The organism is Klebsiella sp. 10 (genome assembly GCF_018223925.1).
GTDB classification, from domain to species: Bacteria; Pseudomonadota; Gammaproteobacteria; order Enterobacterales; family Enterobacteriaceae; genus Klebsiella; species Klebsiella pneumoniae.
Genome location: NZ_JAGRRB010000005.1, coordinates 118,284 through 135,810, shown reverse-complemented (window position 1 = coordinate 135,810; position 17,527 = coordinate 118,284). Strand labels below are relative to the sequence as shown.

The following is a 17,527-nucleotide window of genomic DNA, read 5'->3' as shown; positions in this document are numbered from 1 at the left end:
ACCCTGATATCACCTTTTTTCCGGCGGTGACAACCGCCGGAGTAAAACGGAAAGTATTATGTCTGAAAACTCCACCTTTTCTCCCGTCCTCACCGGCCGGGAACGTACGGCTGTCCCTGCAAAATCTCTGAGCTTCGTCGAAGGGGTATCGATGATTGTCGGTACCAATATTGGCGCGGGCGTCCTTTCTATCGCCTATGCGTCGAGCAAAGCGGGCTTCTTACCGCTGCTGTTCTGGCTGGTGCTGGTGGGCAGCCTGACGACGGTGACTATGCTCTATGTCGCGGAATCCACGCTGCGCACCCGTAAACATCTGCAGCTCAGTGGATTATCGAAGCGCTACGTCGGCGGCTTTGGCGCGCTGATGATGTTTCTCTCCGTCTGCGTCAATAGCGTCGGGGCATTGACGGCGTATATGACTGGCAGCGGTAAGCTGCTGCACTCCCTGTTTGGCATCTCGCCGGCGCTGGGTAGCGTGCTGTTTTTCGTTCCGGCGGCAGGGGTACTCTACCTGGGGCTGAAGGCGATCGGCCGCGGTGAGAAATTTATCAGCATCGGCATGGTGGTGATGATCTCGGTGCTGGTGATTGCCACGCTGTTGAAAGAGACCACTCGCGTCGGCTATCTGCTCGACGGCAACTGGCTGTATATGGTTCCGGTCTTCAACGTCGTGGCATTCTGCTTCTCGGCACAGTATATCGTGCCGGAGATGGCGCGGGGCTTCGCCGACAAACCGGAAAAATTGCCTAAAGCCATCATGGTCGGCATGGCGCTGACCTTTACCCTGCTGGCGCTGGTGCCGTTGTCGGTGATCTCGCTTAACGGTCTGGACAATATCTCGGATGTGGCCACCATCTCCTGGGGCCGGGCGCTTGGCGAATGGGCCTTCTTCTCAGCCAATCTGTTTGCGCTGTGCGCGATGCTGACCTCCTACTGGGGACTGGGCGGCAGCTTCCTGACCAATATCTTCGATCAGTTCCGCCTGGGGAATGACGAACAGCCCGCCCGGCGCCTGATGGTGCTGCTGGTGGTGGCGATCCCGCCGTTCGTACTGGCCTATAGCGGCATGGTCTCCTTCGTCAACGCGCTCTATTTTGCCGGGGTGTTCAGCGGCGTCATTTTATCGATTATGCCGATCCTGATGCTCAAGGGCGCCCGCCAGCGTGGCGATCTGACCCCGGGCTGGACCTGTCCGGCCTGGATGACCCATCCGCTTATCCAATGCTTCATTGTGTTGTTGTATCTTTGCAGCGCCGCCTACGCGATAGCATCCGCGGTGGGCTACCTACCCGCAGGCTGGTAATCAGGCTCTGTTTTGCACCGCGTCCGGTTCATGCTGGCGCGGTTTTTTTATTTGTCACTTATCTGTTACATAGCCCGCAATTTAGTCGTTTCAAATTCCTCAGAATGACGGTATGTTTAGCATAGTGTGCTGCAAAAGCGCGGGCAGCCCCCGGTTGATTAGCTATCATATGCTTTTCCTATCGGTATAAACAAAATAATGCGCTAATAAACAACATCACAACAAATGCAAAAACCATAATAATGGGGAGCCTCAGGATGAATATGAAGGGTAAAGCGTTACTGGCAGGATGTATTGCCTTAGTTATGAGCAGCGCGGCGCTGGCGGAAGATATCAAAATCGCGGTAGTCGGGGCGATGTCCGGCCCGGTGGCCCAGTACGGCGACCAGGAGTTTACCGGCGCAGAGCAGGCGGTAGCGGATATCAACGCTAAGGGCGGCATCAAGGGCAATAAGCTGCAGATCGTCAAATATGATGACGCTTGCGACCCGAAACAGGCGGTAGCGGTAGCCAACAAAGTGGTCAACGACGGCATCAAATACGTCATTGGTCACCTGTGCTCCTCTTCCACTCAGCCGGCGTCTGATATCTATGAAGACGAAGGCATTCTGATGATTACCCCGGCAGCGACTGCTCCGGAGCTGACGGCGCGCGGCTATAAGCTGATCCTGCGCACCACCGGTCTGGACTCCGATCAGGGGCCAACCGCGGCGAAATACATTCTCGACAAAGTGAAGCCGCAGCGTATCGCAGTGGTACATGACAAACAGCAGTACGGCGAAGGTTTGGCCCGTGCGGTGCAGGATGGCCTGAAAAAAGGCGGGGCAAACGTGGTCTTCTTCGACGGGATCACCGCCGGTGAGAAAGATTTCTCCACCCTGGTGGCGCGCCTGAAGAAAGAGAATATCGATTTCGTCTACTACGGCGGCTATCACCCGGAAATGGGCCAGATCCTGCGTCAGGCGCGCGCCGCCGGTCTGAAAACCCAGTTTATGGGCCCGGAAGGCGTAGCGAACGTCTCCCTGTCTAACATCGCCGGCGAGTCGGCGGAAGGCCTGCTGGTAACCAAGCCGAAGAACTACGACCAGGTGCCGGCGAACAAACCGATCGTGGATGCGATCAAGGCGAAGAAACAGGATCCGAGCGGCGCCTTCGTGTGGACCACCTACGCGGCGCTGCAGTCGCTGCAGGCAGGTCTGAATCAGTCTGACGATCCGGCGGAAATCGCTAAATACCTGAAAGGCGCGACAGTAGACACCGTGATGGGCCCGCTGTCGTGGGATCAGAAAGGCGACCTGAAAGGCTTCGAGTTCGGGGTCTTTACCTGGCATGCGAACGGTACGGCGACCGACGCCAAATAATTTAACCGGCGCCTTTCACGCTGCAAATGCGTTGTCTGCGGCCCTCAACCCCGGTCACTTACTGATGTAAGCTCCCGGGGATTTCGGGTCTTGACGCCTTTTTGCAACGCGAAATGCTGGGTTAAATGGGGGCGCCTTTCACGCTGCAAATGCGTTGTCTGCGGCCCTCAACCCCGGTCACTTACTGATGTAAGCTCCCGGGGATTTCGGGTCTTGACGCCTTTTTGCAACGCGAAATGCTGGGTTAAATGGGGGCGCCTTTCACGCCGCAAATGCGTTGTCTGACCCCGGTCGCGCTGCGCTTACCGGGGCTACAGTCGCCAGGTAGCCCGGCTAAGCGAAGCGCCGCCGGGTTCTTCCTTGGTCATGCTCCGCTTATTGGGGCTACGGCTTAATGCTTTTCCCAACCATTCTGCTGGGCGCTAAAGCCGAGCGCCTGCATAAAGGCCGCCATCACGCCGCGGTCCTCCACCCCATGGTCGGCGACGCGCCAGCTATTGATCGCCGGGTTATCACGCAATGTCTCTTCCACTAAGTATTGTCCGACGCCGCGGCGGCGGGTCACTTCACGCACGCACAGATCGCTGAGCTCACCTTCGACGCCGCGCAGGGTAACGCGCACGGCGCCCAGCAGGCGCTCGTTAAATCGGGCGGCGTAGAGACGATGGTTTTCATCAAGGGTCAGCGTCGACAGATCCTGCGACGGCCAGATTTTCCCCAGATCAATGCGATCCTGATCGCTGAAGTGCTGTAAACGGATAATGGTCAGTTTCATGGGCGGCAAATCCAGTGCAAAACAGAGGCGCCAGTGTACCCAAAATTGCTGTCTGGCGGAGCGCTGTTTTTTGCGCGTACATCAGGGGATTCGTTTTCCTGGCGTTGTCAGGGTAGCTCAATCCGTCATGGATCGAAAAATAAGCAGAATTTTAACCTAATGTGCAGCGTTTTATTCCGCCTTATGTATCGTTATTTTATGCTGCAGGATGGACTTTTTTTTGTTTATCTTCACCAAAATACAGAATATTATCTTTGCTTAATCGACTGAAAAATAGAGATTTTAATCTGTTTTTTAGTGAAAAACTGCGCTAAACCATTAAACTCAATGGTAAAAATGGCGTTGTTTAATAAAAGCACAGAATGCTTTTTAACCATAAAAATACAAAACATTTACACCACATCACGAACGGGGTTCTGCAGCATGAAAAGGAACGCGAAAACCATCGTCGCGGGCATTGTCGCATTAGCGATGTCGCACGCGGCGATGGCCAAGGATATTAAGGTCGCCGTGGTCGGCGCGATGTCGGGTCCGGTGGCCCAGTGGGGCGACATGGAGTTCAATGGCGCGCGTCAGGCGATTAAAGACATCAACGCCAGCGGCGGCATTAAGGGCGACAAGCTGGTGGCCGTCGAATATGACGACGCCTGCGATCCGAAGCAAGCGGTCGCGGTGGCCAACAAAATCGTCAACGACGGCATTCAGTACGTTATCGGCCACCTGTGCTCCTCTTCCACCCAGCCGGCTTCCGACATCTATGAGGATGAAGGCATCCTGATGATCTCCCCCGGGGCGACCAACCCGGAGCTGACCCAGCGCGGATACCAGTACATCATGCGTACCGCCGGCCTCGACTCCTCGCAGGGGCCGACCGCGGCGAAATATATCGTCGAGAAAGTGAAACCGCAGCGTATCGCCATCATTCATGACAAGCAGCAGTACGGCGAAGGGCTGGCGCGTTCGGTGCAGGACAACCTGAAGAAAGCCGGGGCCAACATCGTCTTCTTCGATGGCATCACCGCGGGGGAAAAAGATTTCTCCGCCCTGCTGGCGCGCCTGAAGAAAGAGAACATCGACTTCGTCTACTACGGCGGCTACTACCCGGAAATGGGCCAGATGCTGCGCCAGGCGCGCTCCGTCGGGTTGAAAACCGTGTTTATGGGGCCGGAAGGGGTCGGCAACGCCTCGCTGTCCAATATCGCGGGCGCCGCGGCGGAAGGCATGCTGGTGACAATGCCAAAACGCTACGATCAGGACCCTGCCAACAGCGCCATCGTCAACGCGCTGAAAGCGGAGAAGAAAGATCCGAGCGGACCGTACGTCTGGATCACCTATGCCGCCGTGCAGTCGCTGACGCAGGCGATGGACAGAACCGGCAGCCAGCAGCCGCTGGATTTAATCAACGATTTGAAAGCGCACGGGGCGAAAACCGTGATTGGGCCGCTGACCTGGGATGAAAAAGGCGATCTGAAGGGATTTGAGTTTGGTGTCTTCCAGTGGCACGCCGATGGCTCTTCGAGCGCGGCGAAATAAGCGCTGAAGACGAGTTATCCCTCCGCCTGCGAACCGCGGGCGGTTTGAAAAAGGTTACCTTATGTCCGAGCAGTTTCTCTATTTTCTGCAGCAGATGTTTAACGGCGTCACGCTGGGCAGTACCTATGCGTTGATCGCCATCGGCTATACGATGGTGTACGGCATTATCGGCATGATCAACTTCGCCCACGGCGAGGTCTATATGATTGGCAGCTATGTCTCCTTCATGATCATCGCCGCGCTGATGATGATGGGCATTGACACTAGCTGGCTGCTGGTCGCCGCCGGATTCGTGGGCGCCATTGTGATTGCCAGCGCCTACGGCTGGAGCATTGAGCGCGTGGCCTATCGGCCGGTGCGTAACTCCAAGCGCCTGATTGCGCTGATCTCCGCCATCGGGATGTCTATCTTCCTGCAGAACTACGTCAGCCTGACCCAGGGCTCCCGCGACGTGGCGCTGCCGAGCTTGTTTAACGGCCAGTGGGTCGTCGGCCACAGCGACAGCTTCTCCGCGACAATCACCACCATGCAACTGGTGATCTGGGTGGTGACCTTTATCGCCATGCTGGCCCTGACGCTGTTTATTCGCTACTCGCGGATGGGGCGCGCCTGCCGCGCCTGCGCGGAAGATCTGAAAATGGCCAGCCTGCTCGGGATTAACACCGACCGCGTCATTGCCCTGACCTTTGTCATCGGCGCAGCGATGGCGGCGGTGGCCGGCGTGCTGCTGGGGCAGTTCTACGGCGTGATTAACCCCTACATCGGCTTTATGGCCGGGATGAAGGCGTTCACCGCCGCCGTGCTCGGCGGGATCGGCAGTATCCCTGGCGCGATGATCGGCGGCCTGATCCTGGGTATTGCCGAGGCGCTCTCTTCCGCCTATCTCAGCACCGAATATAAGGACGTCGTTTCCTTCGCGCTGCTGATTCTGGTGCTGTTAGTGATGCCGACCGGCATTCTGGGCCGCCCGGAGGTGGAAAAAGTATGAAACCGATGCAAATTGCAATGGCGCTGCTCTCTGCCGTGATGTTCTTCATTCTGGCGGGCGTCTTTATGGGCGTGCAGCTGGAGCTGAACGGCACCAAACTGGTGGTCGATACCGCCGCCGATATTCGCTGGCAGTGGATCTTCATCGGTACCGCGGTGGTCTTTTTCTTCCAGCTGCTGCGGCCGCTGTTCCAGAAAGCGGTTAAGAACGTCTCCGGGCCGAAATTTATTATGCCGGCGATTGACGGGTCGACGGTGAAGCAGAAGCTGTTCCTGATCGCCCTGCTGGTGATTGCCGTGGCCTGGCCGTTTATGGTGTCGCGCGGCACGGTGGATATCGCCACCCTGACGATGATCTATATCATCCTCGGCCTCGGGTTGAACGTGGTGGTCGGCCTTTCCGGCCTGCTGGTGCTGGGCTACGGCGGGTTCTATGCCATCGGCGCGTATACCTTTGCGCTGCTGAACCACTATTACGGTCTCGGCTTCTGGACCTGTCTCCCGCTGGCCGGCCTGGTCTCCGCGGCGGCCGGTTTCCTGCTGGGCTTCCCGGTGTTGCGTTTGCGCGGCGACTACCTGGCGATTGTGACCTTAGGCTTCGGCGAGATCGTGCGCATTCTGCTGCTCAACAATACCGAGATCACCGGCGGGCCGAACGGCATCAGCCAGATCCCGAAACCGACCTTCTTTGGCCTCGAATTTAGCCGCAGCGCCCGCGAAGGCGGCTGGGATACCTTCAGCAACTTCTTCGGCGTCAAATACGATCCCTCCGACCGGGTGATTTTCCTCTACCTGGTGGCGTTGCTGCTGGTAGTGCTCAGCCTGTTCGTCATCAACCGCCTGCTGCGAATGCCGCTGGGCCGGGCGTGGGAAGCGCTGCGTGAAGATGAGATCGCCTGTCGTTCGCTGGGCCTGAGCCCGACGCGCATCAAGCTGACCGCCTTTACCATCAGCGCCGCGTTTGCTGGCTTCGCCGGCACGCTGTTCGCCGCGCGCCAGGGCTTCGTCAGCCCGGAATCCTTTACCTTCGCCGAGTCAGCCTTTGTGCTGGCGATCGTCGTGCTGGGCGGGATGGGCTCGCAGTTCGCGGTGATCCTCGCGGCTATTCTGCTGGTGGTCTCGCGCGAGTTGATGCGTGACTTCAACGAATACAGCATGTTAATGCTCGGCGGCCTGATGGTGCTGATGATGATCTGGCGTCCGCAGGGGCTTCTGCCAATGACGCGCGTGCAGTTGAAGCTGAAAAACGGTCAGGCGAAAGGAGAGCAGGCATGAGTCAGCCATTATTATCCGTTAGCGGCCTGATGATGCGTTTCGGCGGTCTGCTGGCCGTCAACAATGTGTCGCTGGAGCTCAGAGAGCGCGAGATCGTCTCGCTGATCGGCCCCAATGGCGCCGGGAAGACCACCGTCTTTAACTGCCTGACCGGTTTTTACAAGCCCACCGGCGGCACTATTCTGCTGCGCGACCAGCACCTGGAAGGGCTGCCGGGTCAGCAGATTGCGCGGATGGGCGTGGTGCGGACCTTCCAGCACGTGCGCCTGTTCCGCGAAATGACGGTGATTGAAAACCTGCTGGTGGCGCAGCATCAGCAGCTGAAAACCGGGCTCTTCTCCGGCCTGCTGAAAACGCCGGCCTTCCGTCGGGCGCAGAGCGAAGCGCTGGACAGGGCCGCCACCTGGCTGGAGCGCATCGGCCTGCTGGAGCATGCCAACCGTCAGGCCAGCAACCTGGCCTACGGCGACCAGCGTCGGCTGGAGATTGCCCGCTGCATGGTGACCCAGCCGGAAATTCTGATGCTCGATGAACCGGCGGCGGGGCTGAACCCGAAAGAGACCAAAGAGCTGGACGAGCTTATCGCCGAGCTGCGTAACCATCACAACACCACCATCCTGCTTATCGAACACGATATGAAGCTGGTGATGGGCATTTCCGATCGCATCTACGTCGTGAACCAGGGAACACCGCTGGCCAACGGGACGCCGGAAGAGATTCGTAATAACCCGGATGTGATCCGCGCATACCTTGGTGAGGCATAAGATGGAAAACGCGATGTTAACTTTTGACAACGTCAGCGCCCACTACGGCAAGATTCAGGCGCTGCACAACGTCAGCCTGCATATCAAACAGGGCGAGATCGTCACGCTTATCGGCGCCAACGGCGCGGGGAAAACCACCCTGCTCGGCACGCTGTGCGGCGACCCGCGCGCCTCCAGCGGGCGCATTGTCTTTGACGGTAAGGATATTACCGACTGGCAAACCGCGAAGATCATGCGCGAGGCGGTGGCGATCGTTCCGGAAGGGCGGCGCGTCTTTTCGCGTATGACGGTGGAAGAGAACCTGGCGATGGGCGGTTTTTTTGCCGACCGCGATCAGTTCCAGACCCGCATCAAATGGGTGTATGAGCTGTTCCCGCGTCTGCATGAACGCCGTATTCAGCGCGCCGGCACCATGTCCGGCGGCGAGCAGCAGATGCTGGCGATCGGTCGCGCCCTGATGAGCCAACCGCGCCTGCTGCTGCTGGATGAACCGTCGCTGGGGCTGGCGCCGATTATCATTCAGCAGATTTTCGACACCATCGAGCAGCTGCGCGAGCAAGGGATGACGATCTTCCTGGTTGAGCAGAACGCCAACCAGGCGCTGAAGCTGGCCGACCGCGGCTATGTGCTGGAGAACGGCCACGTGGTGCTGGAGGACACTGGCGACGCGCTGTTGGCCAACGAGGCGGTGCGCAGCGCCTATCTCGGCGGTTAATTCATCGCAACCCGGCGTCGTTCACTTCGCCGGGTTGTAGCCCGGGCGAGGCGCTTGCGCCGACCCCGGGAGCCGATCGCAAGAATACATTTAAAAGAGCCTGTTGGCTCTTTTTTTGTACATGTATGTTGTACAATAAAAGAGTACAGCTTTGGAGGTTTTTATGAGAACGGTTAACTATAGCGAAGCCCGGCAAAATCTGGCCGATGTGCTGGAAAGCGCAGTGACAGGTGTACCTGTGACCATTACCCGTCGTGGGCATAAATCTGCAGTCATCATTAGTGCAGAAGAGTTTGAACGCTACCAGGCGGCCAGAATGGATGATGAGTTCGCGGCTATCATGGCGGTTCATGGTGATGAGATCAGGGAGCTTGCGGATAAATGACGCTGCAGATTATCTCAGCGGAAGAGATAATACAGTTTCACGACAGGCTGCTCCGCGTCACGCCTGGCGTTGCCGGTATGCCCGATCTGGGGCGTGCCGAAGCGATAATGTATAGGGTGCTAAACAAAATTGAATATGAAGGTGTGACAGACGTGTGGCGACTCGCTGCGATGCATCTGCTGGCGATTTCTCGCGGTCATATATTTAATGATGGTAATAAGCGTACGGCACTGTTTATCACCCTGCTTTTTTTAAAGCGAAATGGAATTATATTGCCGGCGAATCCAGACTTCGTCGGCATGACCGTCGAGGCAGCAGCAGGGCAACTTACCCTGGAACAGATTGTCGCGCGTTTGCGTGGATGACGGTTAACTCGTTGCAACCCGGCGGCTTCGCCGGTTTGTAGCCCGGGCGAGGCGCTTGCGCCGACCCCGGGAGCCGACCGCACGAATATTATCCGTGTCTCAGCTCCCACTTTACTTCCCCCGTCCTTTCATCGGCTTGTCATCTCTCTGACCCGTTACTATCTTTTTTTTGTAATAAAAAAGTTATTTTTCTGTAATTCGAACATGTCATGTTACCCCGCGAGCATAAAACGCGTGAAATCGCGCATCCGGCACAACAAGAGAGATAACCGATGATATCGTTACGACATACAGCTTTAGGACTGGCGCTGAGCCTGGCTTTTGCCGGTCAGGCCCTGGCGGTTACCACCATCCCATTCTGGCACTCAATGGAAGGCGAGCTGGGTAAAGAAGTGGATTCTCTGGCGCAACGCTTTAACGCGGCCAATCCTGATTACAAAATCGTTCCGGTATACAAAGGCAACTACGAGCAGAGCCTGAGCGCCGGTATCGCCGCCTTCCGTACCGGCAACGCGCCGGCTATCCTGCAGGTGTATGAAGTCGGCACCGCCACCATGATGGCGTCAAAAGCCATTAAGCCGGTCTACCAGGTGTTTAGCGAGGCGGGCATCAAGTTTGATGAATCGCAGTTCGTACCGACGGTGGCCGGGTATTACACCGATTCGAAAACCGGCCATCTGCTCTCCCAGCCGTTTAACAGCTCTACCCCGGTGCTCTACTACAACAAAGACGCCTTCAAAAAAGCCGGCTTAGATCCGGAGCAGCCGCCGAAGACCTGGCAGGATCTGGCGGCCTATACCGCGAAGCTGAAAGCCGCCGGGATGAAGTGCGGCTACGCCAGCGGCTGGCAGGGCTGGATCCAGATTGAAAACTTCAGCGCCTGGCACGGTCTGCCGGTGGCCACGAAGAATAACGGCTTCGACGGTACCGACGCGGTTCTTGAGTTCAACAAGCCGGAGCAGGTGAAGCATATCGCGCTGCTCGAAGAGATGAACAAGAAGGGCGATTTCAGCTACTTCGGGCGTAAAGACGAGTCTACCGAAAAGTTCTATAACGGCGACTGCGCCATTACCACTGCCTCGTCCGGATCGCTGGCCGATATCCGCCAGTACGCCAAATTTAACTACGGCGTCGGCATGATGCCTTACGATGCCGACGTGAAAGGCGCGCCGCAGAACGCCATCATCGGCGGGGCCAGCCTGTGGGTGATGCAGGGCAAAGACAAAGAGACCTACACCGGCGTGGCGAAGTTCCTCGACTTCCTGACCAAACCGGAAAACGCCGCCGAGTGGCACCAGAAAACCGGCTACCTGCCGATCACTACCGCGGCCTACGATCTGACGCGTCAGCAGGGCTTCTATGATAAGAACCCGGGCGCCGATATCGCTACCCGCCAGATGCTGAACAAGCCGCCGTTGCCGTTCACCAAAGGTCTGCGCCTGGGCAACATGCCGCAAATCCGCACCATCGTCGATGAAGAGCTGGAGAGCGTGTGGACCGGCAAGAAAACCCCGCAGCAGGCGCTGGATTCCGCCGTGCAGCGCGGAAACCAGCTGCTGCGTCGCTTCGAGCAAGCGACCAAATCGTAATCTGTAACTTGCCCGGTGGCGCTGCGCTTACCGGGCCTACGATGTGCCCTATGTAGGCCGGGTAAGGCGTAGCCGCCACCCGGCATTGTTCAGGAACCCAATCTCAATGTCATCATCCCGTCCGGTATTCCGCTCGCGCTGGCTGCCCTATGTGCTGGTCGCGCCGCAGCTGATTATCACGTTGATTTTCTTTATCTGGCCCGCAGGCGAAGCGCTGTGGTACTCGCTGCAGAGCGTCGATCCCTTTGGCCTTTCCAGCCAGTTCGTCGGCCTGGATAACTTCGTTGCGCTGTTCCACGATCCGTACTACCTGGACTCGTTCTGGACCACCATAAAATTTAGCGCCCTGGTGACCGTCAGCGGCCTGCTCATTTCACTGTTTTTCGCCGCGCTGGTCGACTATGTGGTGCGCGGCAGCCGCTTTTATCAAACGCTGATGCTGCTGCCGTACGCCGTGGCCCCCGCCGTCGCGGCGGTGCTGTGGATCTTCCTCTTTAACCCCGGGCGCGGGCTGATCACCCATTTCCTCGGCGAGCTGGGCTATGACTGGAACCATGCGCAGAACAGCGGCCAGGCGATGTTTCTGGTGGTCTTCGCCTCGGTGTGGAAGCAGATAAGCTACAACTTCCTGTTCTTCTTCGCCGCGCTGCAGTCGATTCCGCGTTCGCTGGTTGAGGCCGCCGCCATCGACGGCGCCGGGCCGATTCGACGCTTCTTTAAGCTGGCGCTGCCGCTGATTGCGCCGGTGAGTTTCTTCCTGCTGGTGGTCAACCTGGTTTATGCCTTCTTCGACACCTTCCCGGTGATCGATGCCGCCACCGCTGGCGGCCCGGTGCAGGCGACCACCACTCTGATCTACAAAATCTATCGCGAAGGTTTCGCCGGGCTCGATCTATCCGCTTCCGCCGCGCAGTCGGTGGTGCTGATGTTCCTCGTCATTATCCTGACGGTGGTGCAGTTCCGTTACGTTGAAAGTAAGGTGCGTTACCAATGATTGAGAACCGTCGCGGGCTGACGATTTTCAGCCACACCATGCTGATCCTGGGTATCGCCGTCATTTTATTCCCGCTGTACGTCGCCTTCGTGGCGGCGACGCTGGATAACAAATCGGTATTTGAAACGCCGATGACGCTGATCCCCGGTAGCCATCTGCTGGAGAACATGAAGACCATTTGGGTGAACGGCGTCGGCGTCAACAGCGCGCCGTTCTGGCTGATGATGCTCAACAGCTTCATCATGGCGTTCGCCATTACGGTCGGCAAAATCGTGGTGTCGATGCTTTCGGCGTTCGCTATCGTCTGGTTCCGCTTTCCGCTGCGTAACCTGTTCTTCTGGATGATCTTTATCACCCTGATGCTGCCGGTCGAGGTGCGTATTTTCCCGACGGTGGAGGTGATCGCCAACCTCAACATGCTCGACAGCTATGCCGGGTTAACGCTGCCGTTGATGGCTTCGGCCACCGCTACCTTCCTGTTCCGCCAGTTCTTTATGACCCTGCCGGACGAGCTGATTGAAGCGGCGCGTATCGATGGCGCTTCGCCGATGCGCTTCTTTCGCGACATCGTGCTGCCGCTGTCGAAAACCAACCTCGCCGCGCTGTTCGTCATCACCTTTATCTACGGCTGGAACCAGTATCTATGGCCGTTGCTGATTATTCAGGATGTGAATCTTGGCACCGCCGTCGCCGGTATTAAAGGCATGATCGCCACCGGCGAAGGTACTACCCAGTGGAATCAGGTGATGGCGGCGATGCTGCTGACCCTGATCCCGCCGGTCGTCATCGTTTTAGCCATGCAGCGCGCGTTTGTGCGCGGCCTGGTCGATAGTGAGAAATAAAATGGCTGGTTTAAAACTACAGGCAGTAAGCAAAAGCTGGGATGGCAAAACCCAGGTAATTCAACCGTTGACGCTGGACGTGGCGGACGGGGAATTTATCGTCATGGTCGGCCCGTCGGGCTGCGGGAAATCAACGCTGCTGCGGATGGTCGCCGGACTTGAACGGGTGACCAGCGGCGATATCTGGATCGATCGCAAACGGGTGACCGAGATGGAGCCGAAAGATCGCGGCATCGCGATGGTGTTCCAGAACTATGCCCTTTATCCGCATATGAGCGTGGAAGAGAACATGGCGTGGGGGCTGAAGATTCGCGGCATGGGTAAGGGATTGATCGCCGAGCGGGTGCAGGAGGCGGCGCGCATTCTTGAGCTGGATGGTCTGCTCAAGCGCCGCCCGCGGGAACTGTCCGGCGGTCAGCGCCAGCGCGTGGCGATGGGCCGCGCTATCGTGCGTGACCCGGCGGTATTCCTCTTCGACGAACCGTTGTCAAATCTCGACGCCAAGCTGCGCGTGCAGATGCGTCTGGAATTGCAGCAGCTGCATCGCCGCCTGAAAACCACCTCGCTGTACGTCACCCATGACCAGGTGGAGGCGATGACCCTCGCCCAGCGGGTGATGGTGATGAACAAAGGCGTTGCCGAGCAGATCGGCACCCCGGTGGAAGTGTATGAGAAGCCAGCCAGCCGCTTTGTGGCGAGCTTTATCGGCAGCCCGGCCATGAACCTGCTGGAAGGGCGCATCAGCGATGACGGCGGTCGCTTTGAGCTGGCGGGCGGCATGCAGCTGCCGACGAATCATGAGCACCGGCGCCACGCTGGGCGTAAAATGACGCTCGGTATCCGTCCGGAGCATTTTATCTTAAGCTCGCAGGCGCAAGGCGGCATTCCGCTGCTGATGGACACCCTGGAAATTTTAGGTGCCGATAACCTCGCTCACGGGCGCTGGGGCGAACAGAAGCTGGTGGTCAGACTGCCGCACCAGCAGCGCCCGGCGGCAGGCAGCACGCTATGGCTGCATCTGCCTTTGGAACATCTGCACCTCTTTGATGGTGAAACAGGACAACGCGCATGAGTAACTGGCCTTATCCCCGCATCGTCGCCCATCGCGGCGGCGGTAAACTGGCGCCGGAGAACACCCTGGCGGCTATCGACGTCGGCGCCCGCTACGGGCACACGATGATTGAATTTGACGCCAAGCTGTCGAAGGACGGGCAGATCTTTCTGCTGCATGACGATAATCTCGAACGCACCAGCAATGGCTGGGGCGTGGCGGGCGAGCTGGCGTGGGACGATCTGCTGAAGGTCGATGCCGGTAGCTGGTTCAGCCGTGAATTTAAGGGCGAGCCGCTGCCGTTGCTCTCCCAGGTGGCGGAGCGCTGCCGTCGTCACGGCATGATGGCGAATATCGAAATTAAGCCGACCACCGGGCTGGGGCCGCAGACCGGGAAAGTGGTGGCGCTGGCCGCGCGCGATCTATGGCAAGGCATGACCGCGCCGCTGCTCTCCTCTTTTGAAATCGACGCCCTGGAGGCGGCGCAGGAAGCCGCGCCCGAGCTGCCGCGCGGGCTGCTGCTGGATGAGTGGCGCGATGACTGGCGCGAATTGACCACCCGGTTGGGCTGCGTGTCGATTCACCTCAATCACAAACTGCTGGATGCGGCGCGGGTGGCGAGCCTGAAACAGGCCGGCCTGCACATTCTGGTGTACACGGTCAATAAACCCCAGCGCGCCGCCGAACTGCTGCGCTGGGGCGTAGACTGCATCTGCACCGATGCCATTGATGTCATCGGGCCGAATTTCCAGCCTTAAGACGGATTTGCGGCGGACGATCTTTACGGATTAGTCTGCCGCAGCATCCCACCGTTGTTATTTGGCCGCACCTGCTGCGGCGCATTCAGATTGCCGCCCTGGGCCGCGCGCTGCTGATTAGTCTGCAGCTGGTTTTGCAAATGCTGCTGCTGCGAGCGGGTCTGATTGTTCAGATCCTGCTTCAGCATGCTCTGCTGCTGCTGTTGCTGGATCTTCATCTCATTTTGCATGCGCTGCTGGCTGGGGACCACGTAACCCGGCTGGTTAGGGTTGTTATTAATATTGATCGGCTGGGCTAATACGCCAAGCGGCATCAGCGCCGCCAGAAACAGAATCGCTTTCATGGTTTTCTCCTCCCGTGCGTGGGATCACTTAAGTGTACCTCGAATCTGCCATAACAATGATTTTTTAGGAGTTATCAACCAGGCTTAAGCGGGGAATGAAACCTACCTTTCAGGAGTAAGACAATGATAAAAACAACAATATGGCGTCAGGTGGTCATCGCTGCGTTGCTGGCGGGGGGCAGCTTTACCGTCGCCGCCAATCCGCCACCGCCGCCGCCGGTCTCTTATGGCGTAGAGGAAGATGTGTTCCACCCGGTACGCGCCCGGCAGGGGATGGTGGCCTCGGTGGACGCGCTGGCGACCCGCGTCGGCGTGGATATCCTGCGCCAGGGCGGTAACGCTGTCGATGCGGCGGTAGCGGTAGGCTACGCGCTGGCGGTCACCCATCCGCAGGCCGGGAATATTGGCGGTGGCGGTTTTATGATGCTGCGGACTAAAGACGGCAAGACCACGGCGATCGATTTCCGCGAAATGGCGCCAGAGCAGGCCACCCGCGACATGTTCCTTGACGACCAGGGCAACCCGGACAGTAAAAAATCACTGACTTCGCATCTGGCCTCCGGCACGCCAGGCAGCGTCGCCGGTTTCTCCCTCGCGCTGGAAAAGTATGGCACCATGCCGTTGAACAAAGTGATCCGTCCGGCGATTAAGCTGGCGGAAGAGGGGTTTATCGTTAACGATGCGCTGGCGGACGATCTGAAGACCTACGGCAGCGAAGTGATCCCGCAGCATGAAAATAGTAAAGCGATCTTCTGGAAGAACGGCGAGCCGCTGAAAAAGGGCGATCGGCTGGTGCAGAAGAACCTCGGTAAGAGCCTGGAGCTGATTGCCGAGCACGGCCCGGACGCCTTCTATAAAGGGGCCATCGCCGACCAGATCGCTGACGAGATGAAAAAGCACGGCGGGCTAATCACCAAAGCCGATCTCGCCGGCTATAAGGCTGTGGAGCGTACGCCGGTTAGCGGCGAGTATCGCGGGTATGAGGTTTACTCTATGCCGCCGCCGTCCTCCGGCGGGATCCATATCGTGCAGATCCTCAATATCCTCGAAAACTTCGATATGCAGAAATATGGTTTTGGCAGCGCCGACGCCATGCAGGTGATGGCGGAGGCGGAGAAACATGCCTATGCCGACCGTTCCGAATATCTCGGCGATCCTGACTTCGTCAACGTGCCGTGGCAGGCGCTGACCAGCAAGGCTTACGCCAAAGCGATCGCCGCCGAGATTGATGTCAACAAGGCGAAGCCTTCCAGCCAGATCCGTCCGGGCAAGCTGGCGCCCTATGAAAGCAACCAGACCACCCACTTCTCGGTGGTCGATAAAGACGGCAATGCGGTGGCGGTGACCTATACGCTGAATACCACCTTCGGTACCGGCATTGTGGCCGGTGATTCCGGCATTCTGCTCAATAACCAGATGGATGATTTCTCGGCGAAGCCCGGCGTGCCTAACGTCTATGGTCTGGTGGGCGGCGACGCCAATGCGGTGGAGCCGAAAAAACGCCCGCTGTCGTCAATGTCGCCGACCATTGTGGTGAAAGATGGCAAAACCTGGCTGGTGACCGGCAGCCCGGGCGGCAGTCGGATCATCACCACCGTACTGCAGATGGTGGTCAATACCATCGATTTCGGGATGAACGTCGCGGAAGCCACCAACGCGCCGCGTTTCCACCATCAATGGCTGCCGGATGAGCTGCGGGTGGAGAAAGGCTTTAGCCCGGATACCCTCAAGCTGCTGGAGGCGAAGGGGCAGAAAGTGGCGCTGAAAGAGGCGATGGGCAGTACCCAGAGCATCATGGTGGGACCGGACGGCATGCTGTATGGCGCCTCCGATCCGCGTTCGCCGGATGATTTAACGGCGGGGTATTGATGTGTTGCCCGGTGGCGCTGCTGCGCTTACCGGGCCTACAACTGTGCGAACGCAGGCCGGGTAAGGCGAAGCCGCCACCCGGCAACACGCTACTTCATTCTCGCCATATAATACGCATCCACATACTCACCGTTGCGCAGCGCGTAACGCCTGCCGGTGCCTTCGATCTCAAAGCCGTACTTCTTATACACCGCAATCGCCGGGGCATTATCGGCGAACACCGTCAGCTCAATACGCTCGACGCGCAGCCAGTTGTCGCACAGGTCGATCATCTCGCGCATCAGCGCGCTGGCGACGCCGCGGTTGTGCCAGCGCGAATCCACGCTGACACCAAAATCGGCGACGTGGCTACGGCGGGGACGTTGGACGACGGCAATGCTTAAATGGCCGACAACTTGCTCATCGATACAGGCCACCAGCTGCTTCACGCCGGGCGTATCGGTTAGCCGCTCCCGCCACATATGTTCGGATGGATGAGGGACCTGTAGCGTGTTGTGATACACCTCCGGCTGGGCGTGAATTTGACGAATCGCGTCAATATCTTTCGGTTCAGCATGGCGTATCACGATGTCACTCATTCCTTGTTCCTCATTCAGGTGAAAAGTCCCTTTAAACAT

At 58.2% G+C, this 17,527-nt stretch carries 18 protein-coding genes; 15 read left to right on the top strand and 3 right to left on the bottom strand.

The window, feature by feature from the left end:
- Positions 1 to 58: 58 nt before the first annotated feature.
- Positions 59 to 1,303 (top strand): aromatic amino acid transport family protein, encoded by a 1,245-nt coding sequence (locus tag KHQ26_RS06570; protein ID WP_004150081.1) that lies wholly within the window; start codon positions 59 to 61, stop codon positions 1,301 to 1,303.
- 257 nt (positions 1,304 to 1,560) lie between these two features.
- Positions 1,561 to 2,664 carry a branched chain amino acid ABC transporter substrate-binding protein LivJ gene (gene livJ / locus KHQ26_RS06565; protein WP_002920812.1) on the top strand — a complete coding sequence of 368 codons (1,104 nt, stop codon included), beginning with the start codon at positions 1,561 to 1,563 and terminating at the stop codon, positions 2,662 to 2,664.
- 391 nt (positions 2,665 to 3,055) lie between these two features.
- On the opposite strand, the gene panM is transcribed toward livJ, so the two are convergent.
- Entirely contained in the window at positions 3,056 to 3,439 is a 384-nt protein-coding gene (gene panM / locus KHQ26_RS06560; protein WP_002920810.1) for an aspartate 1-decarboxylase autocleavage activator PanM, read from the bottom strand.
- A 423-nt stretch (positions 3,440 to 3,862) separates the two neighbouring features.
- Here panM and livK point away from each other — a divergent pair, with 423 nt between their 5' ends.
- The 12 genes from livK to ugpQ all read left to right on the top strand — a co-directional run bounded on the left by livK (position 3,863) and on the right by ugpQ (position 14,697).
- Positions 3,863 to 4,972, top strand: a complete 1,110-nt coding sequence (gene livK / locus KHQ26_RS06555; RefSeq protein ID WP_009484077.1) for a high-affinity branched-chain amino acid ABC transporter substrate-binding protein LivK — start codon at positions 3,863 to 3,865, stop codon at positions 4,970 to 4,972.
- A gap of 61 nt (positions 4,973 to 5,033) precedes the next feature.
- A complete protein-coding gene (gene livH / locus KHQ26_RS06550) occupies positions 5,034 to 5,960 on the top strand; it encodes a high-affinity branched-chain amino acid ABC transporter permease LivH (RefSeq protein WP_002920807.1) in 927 nt (308 codons plus the stop codon).
- Entirely contained in the window at positions 5,957 to 7,234 is a 1,278-nt protein-coding gene (gene livM / locus KHQ26_RS06545; RefSeq protein WP_004174005.1) for a branched chain amino acid ABC transporter permease LivM, read from the top strand. The genes livH and livM overlap by 4 nt, the downstream gene beginning before the upstream one ends.
- On the top strand, positions 7,231 to 7,998 hold the full coding sequence (gene livG / locus KHQ26_RS06540; RefSeq protein WP_002920803.1) for a high-affinity branched-chain amino acid ABC transporter ATP-binding protein LivG: 768 nt from the start codon (positions 7,231 to 7,233) through the stop codon (positions 7,996 to 7,998). The genes livM and livG overlap by 4 nt, the downstream gene beginning before the upstream one ends.
- A gap of 1 nt (position 7,999) precedes the next feature.
- Positions 8,000 to 8,713 (top strand): high-affinity branched-chain amino acid ABC transporter ATP-binding protein LivF, encoded by a 714-nt coding sequence (gene livF / locus KHQ26_RS06535; protein WP_004145133.1) that lies wholly within the window; start codon positions 8,000 to 8,002, stop codon positions 8,711 to 8,713.
- A 163-nt stretch (positions 8,714 to 8,876) separates the two neighbouring features.
- Positions 8,877 to 9,098, top strand: a complete 222-nt coding sequence (locus KHQ26_RS06530; RefSeq protein ID WP_004174006.1) for a type II toxin-antitoxin system Phd/YefM family antitoxin — start codon at positions 8,877 to 8,879, stop codon at positions 9,096 to 9,098.
- Complete coding sequence (locus tag KHQ26_RS06525; protein WP_004174007.1) at positions 9,095 to 9,463, top strand: type II toxin-antitoxin system death-on-curing family toxin; 369 nt, start codon at positions 9,095 to 9,097, stop codon at positions 9,461 to 9,463. Before KHQ26_RS06530 ends, KHQ26_RS06525 begins: the two co-directional genes overlap by 4 nt.
- Positions 9,464 to 9,735: 272 nt before the next feature.
- Complete coding sequence (gene ugpB, locus KHQ26_RS06520) at positions 9,736 to 11,052, top strand: sn-glycerol-3-phosphate ABC transporter substrate-binding protein UgpB (protein WP_004174008.1); 1,317 nt, start codon at positions 9,736 to 9,738, stop codon at positions 11,050 to 11,052.
- A 106-nt stretch (positions 11,053 to 11,158) separates the two neighbouring features.
- Positions 11,159 to 12,046 carry a sn-glycerol-3-phosphate ABC transporter permease UgpA gene (gene ugpA, locus KHQ26_RS06515; RefSeq protein WP_002920792.1) on the top strand — a complete coding sequence of 296 codons (888 nt, stop codon included), beginning with the start codon at positions 11,159 to 11,161 and terminating at the stop codon, positions 12,044 to 12,046.
- A complete protein-coding gene (ugpE, locus tag KHQ26_RS06510; protein WP_004174009.1) occupies positions 12,043 to 12,888 on the top strand; it encodes a sn-glycerol-3-phosphate ABC transporter permease UgpE in 846 nt (281 codons plus the stop codon). Before ugpA ends, ugpE begins: the two co-directional genes overlap by 4 nt.
- Before the next feature lies 1 nt (position 12,889).
- Positions 12,890 to 13,960 carry a sn-glycerol-3-phosphate import ATP-binding protein UgpC gene (locus tag KHQ26_RS06505; protein WP_004150074.1) on the top strand — a complete coding sequence of 357 codons (1,071 nt, stop codon included), beginning with the start codon at positions 12,890 to 12,892 and terminating at the stop codon, positions 13,958 to 13,960.
- The gene (gene ugpQ / locus KHQ26_RS06500) at positions 13,957 to 14,697 is read left to right on the top strand and encodes a glycerophosphodiester phosphodiesterase (RefSeq protein ID WP_004174010.1); all 741 of its coding nucleotides are present in this window, start codon (positions 13,957 to 13,959) and stop codon (positions 14,695 to 14,697) included. Before KHQ26_RS06505 ends, ugpQ begins: the two co-directional genes overlap by 4 nt.
- A gap of 23 nt (positions 14,698 to 14,720) precedes the next feature.
- Here the strand turns inward: ugpQ and KHQ26_RS06495 are convergent, their stop codons facing one another.
- On the bottom strand, positions 14,721 to 15,041 hold the full coding sequence (locus KHQ26_RS06495) for a DUF2756 family protein (RefSeq protein ID WP_004150073.1): 321 nt from the start codon (positions 15,039 to 15,041) through the stop codon (positions 14,721 to 14,723).
- 123 nt (positions 15,042 to 15,164) lie between these two features.
- On the opposite strand from KHQ26_RS06495, the gene ggt reads away from it, so the two are divergent.
- Positions 15,165 to 16,910, top strand: a complete 1,746-nt coding sequence (gene ggt / locus KHQ26_RS06490; protein ID WP_004150072.1) for a gamma-glutamyltransferase — start codon at positions 15,165 to 15,167, stop codon at positions 16,908 to 16,910.
- An 89-nt stretch (positions 16,911 to 16,999) separates the two neighbouring features.
- Here ggt and yhhY read toward each other — a convergent pair whose 3' ends face one another.
- Positions 17,000 to 17,488, bottom strand: a complete 489-nt coding sequence (gene yhhY / locus KHQ26_RS06485; protein WP_004174011.1) for an N-acetyltransferase — start codon at positions 17,486 to 17,488, stop codon at positions 17,000 to 17,002.
- Positions 17,489 to 17,527 lie beyond the last annotated feature (39 nt).

Coding starts and splice junctions, on each gene's coding strand:
- livJ (WP_002920812.1), top strand. CDS start 1,561: ATGAATATGAAGGGTAAAGCGTTACTGGCAGGATGTATTGCCTTAGTT.
- livG (WP_002920803.1), top strand. CDS start 7,231: ATGAGTCAGCCATTATTATCCGTTAGCGGCCTGATGATGCGTTTCGGC.
- KHQ26_RS06495 (WP_004150073.1), bottom strand. CDS start 15,041: ATGAAAGCGATTCTGTTTCTGGCGGCGCTGATGCCGCTTGGCGTATTA.
- KHQ26_RS06570 (WP_004150081.1), top strand. CDS start 59: ATGTCTGAAAACTCCACCTTTTCTCCCGTCCTCACCGGCCGGGAACGT.
- livF (WP_004145133.1), top strand. CDS start 8,000: ATGGAAAACGCGATGTTAACTTTTGACAACGTCAGCGCCCACTACGGC.
- ugpA (WP_002920792.1), top strand. CDS start 11,159: ATGTCATCATCCCGTCCGGTATTCCGCTCGCGCTGGCTGCCCTATGTG.
- ugpE (WP_004174009.1), top strand. CDS start 12,043: ATGATTGAGAACCGTCGCGGGCTGACGATTTTCAGCCACACCATGCTG.
- livM (WP_004174005.1), top strand. CDS start 5,957: ATGAAACCGATGCAAATTGCAATGGCGCTGCTCTCTGCCGTGATGTTC.
- KHQ26_RS06530 (WP_004174006.1), top strand. CDS start 8,877: ATGAGAACGGTTAACTATAGCGAAGCCCGGCAAAATCTGGCCGATGTG.
- ggt (WP_004150072.1), top strand. CDS start 15,165: ATGATAAAAACAACAATATGGCGTCAGGTGGTCATCGCTGCGTTGCTG.
- livH (WP_002920807.1), top strand. CDS start 5,034: ATGTCCGAGCAGTTTCTCTATTTTCTGCAGCAGATGTTTAACGGCGTC.
- ugpB (WP_004174008.1), top strand. CDS start 9,736: ATGATATCGTTACGACATACAGCTTTAGGACTGGCGCTGAGCCTGGCT.
- ugpQ (WP_004174010.1), top strand. CDS start 13,957: ATGAGTAACTGGCCTTATCCCCGCATCGTCGCCCATCGCGGCGGCGGT.
- KHQ26_RS06505 (WP_004150074.1), top strand. CDS start 12,890: ATGGCTGGTTTAAAACTACAGGCAGTAAGCAAAAGCTGGGATGGCAAA.
- livK (WP_009484077.1), top strand. CDS start 3,863: ATGAAAAGGAACGCGAAAACCATCGTCGCGGGCATTGTCGCATTAGCG.
- panM (WP_002920810.1), bottom strand. CDS start 3,439: ATGAAACTGACCATTATCCGTTTACAGCACTTCAGCGATCAGGATCGC.
- KHQ26_RS06525 (WP_004174007.1), top strand. CDS start 9,095: ATGACGCTGCAGATTATCTCAGCGGAAGAGATAATACAGTTTCACGAC.
- yhhY (WP_004174011.1), bottom strand. CDS start 17,488: ATGAGTGACATCGTGATACGCCATGCTGAACCGAAAGATATTGACGCG.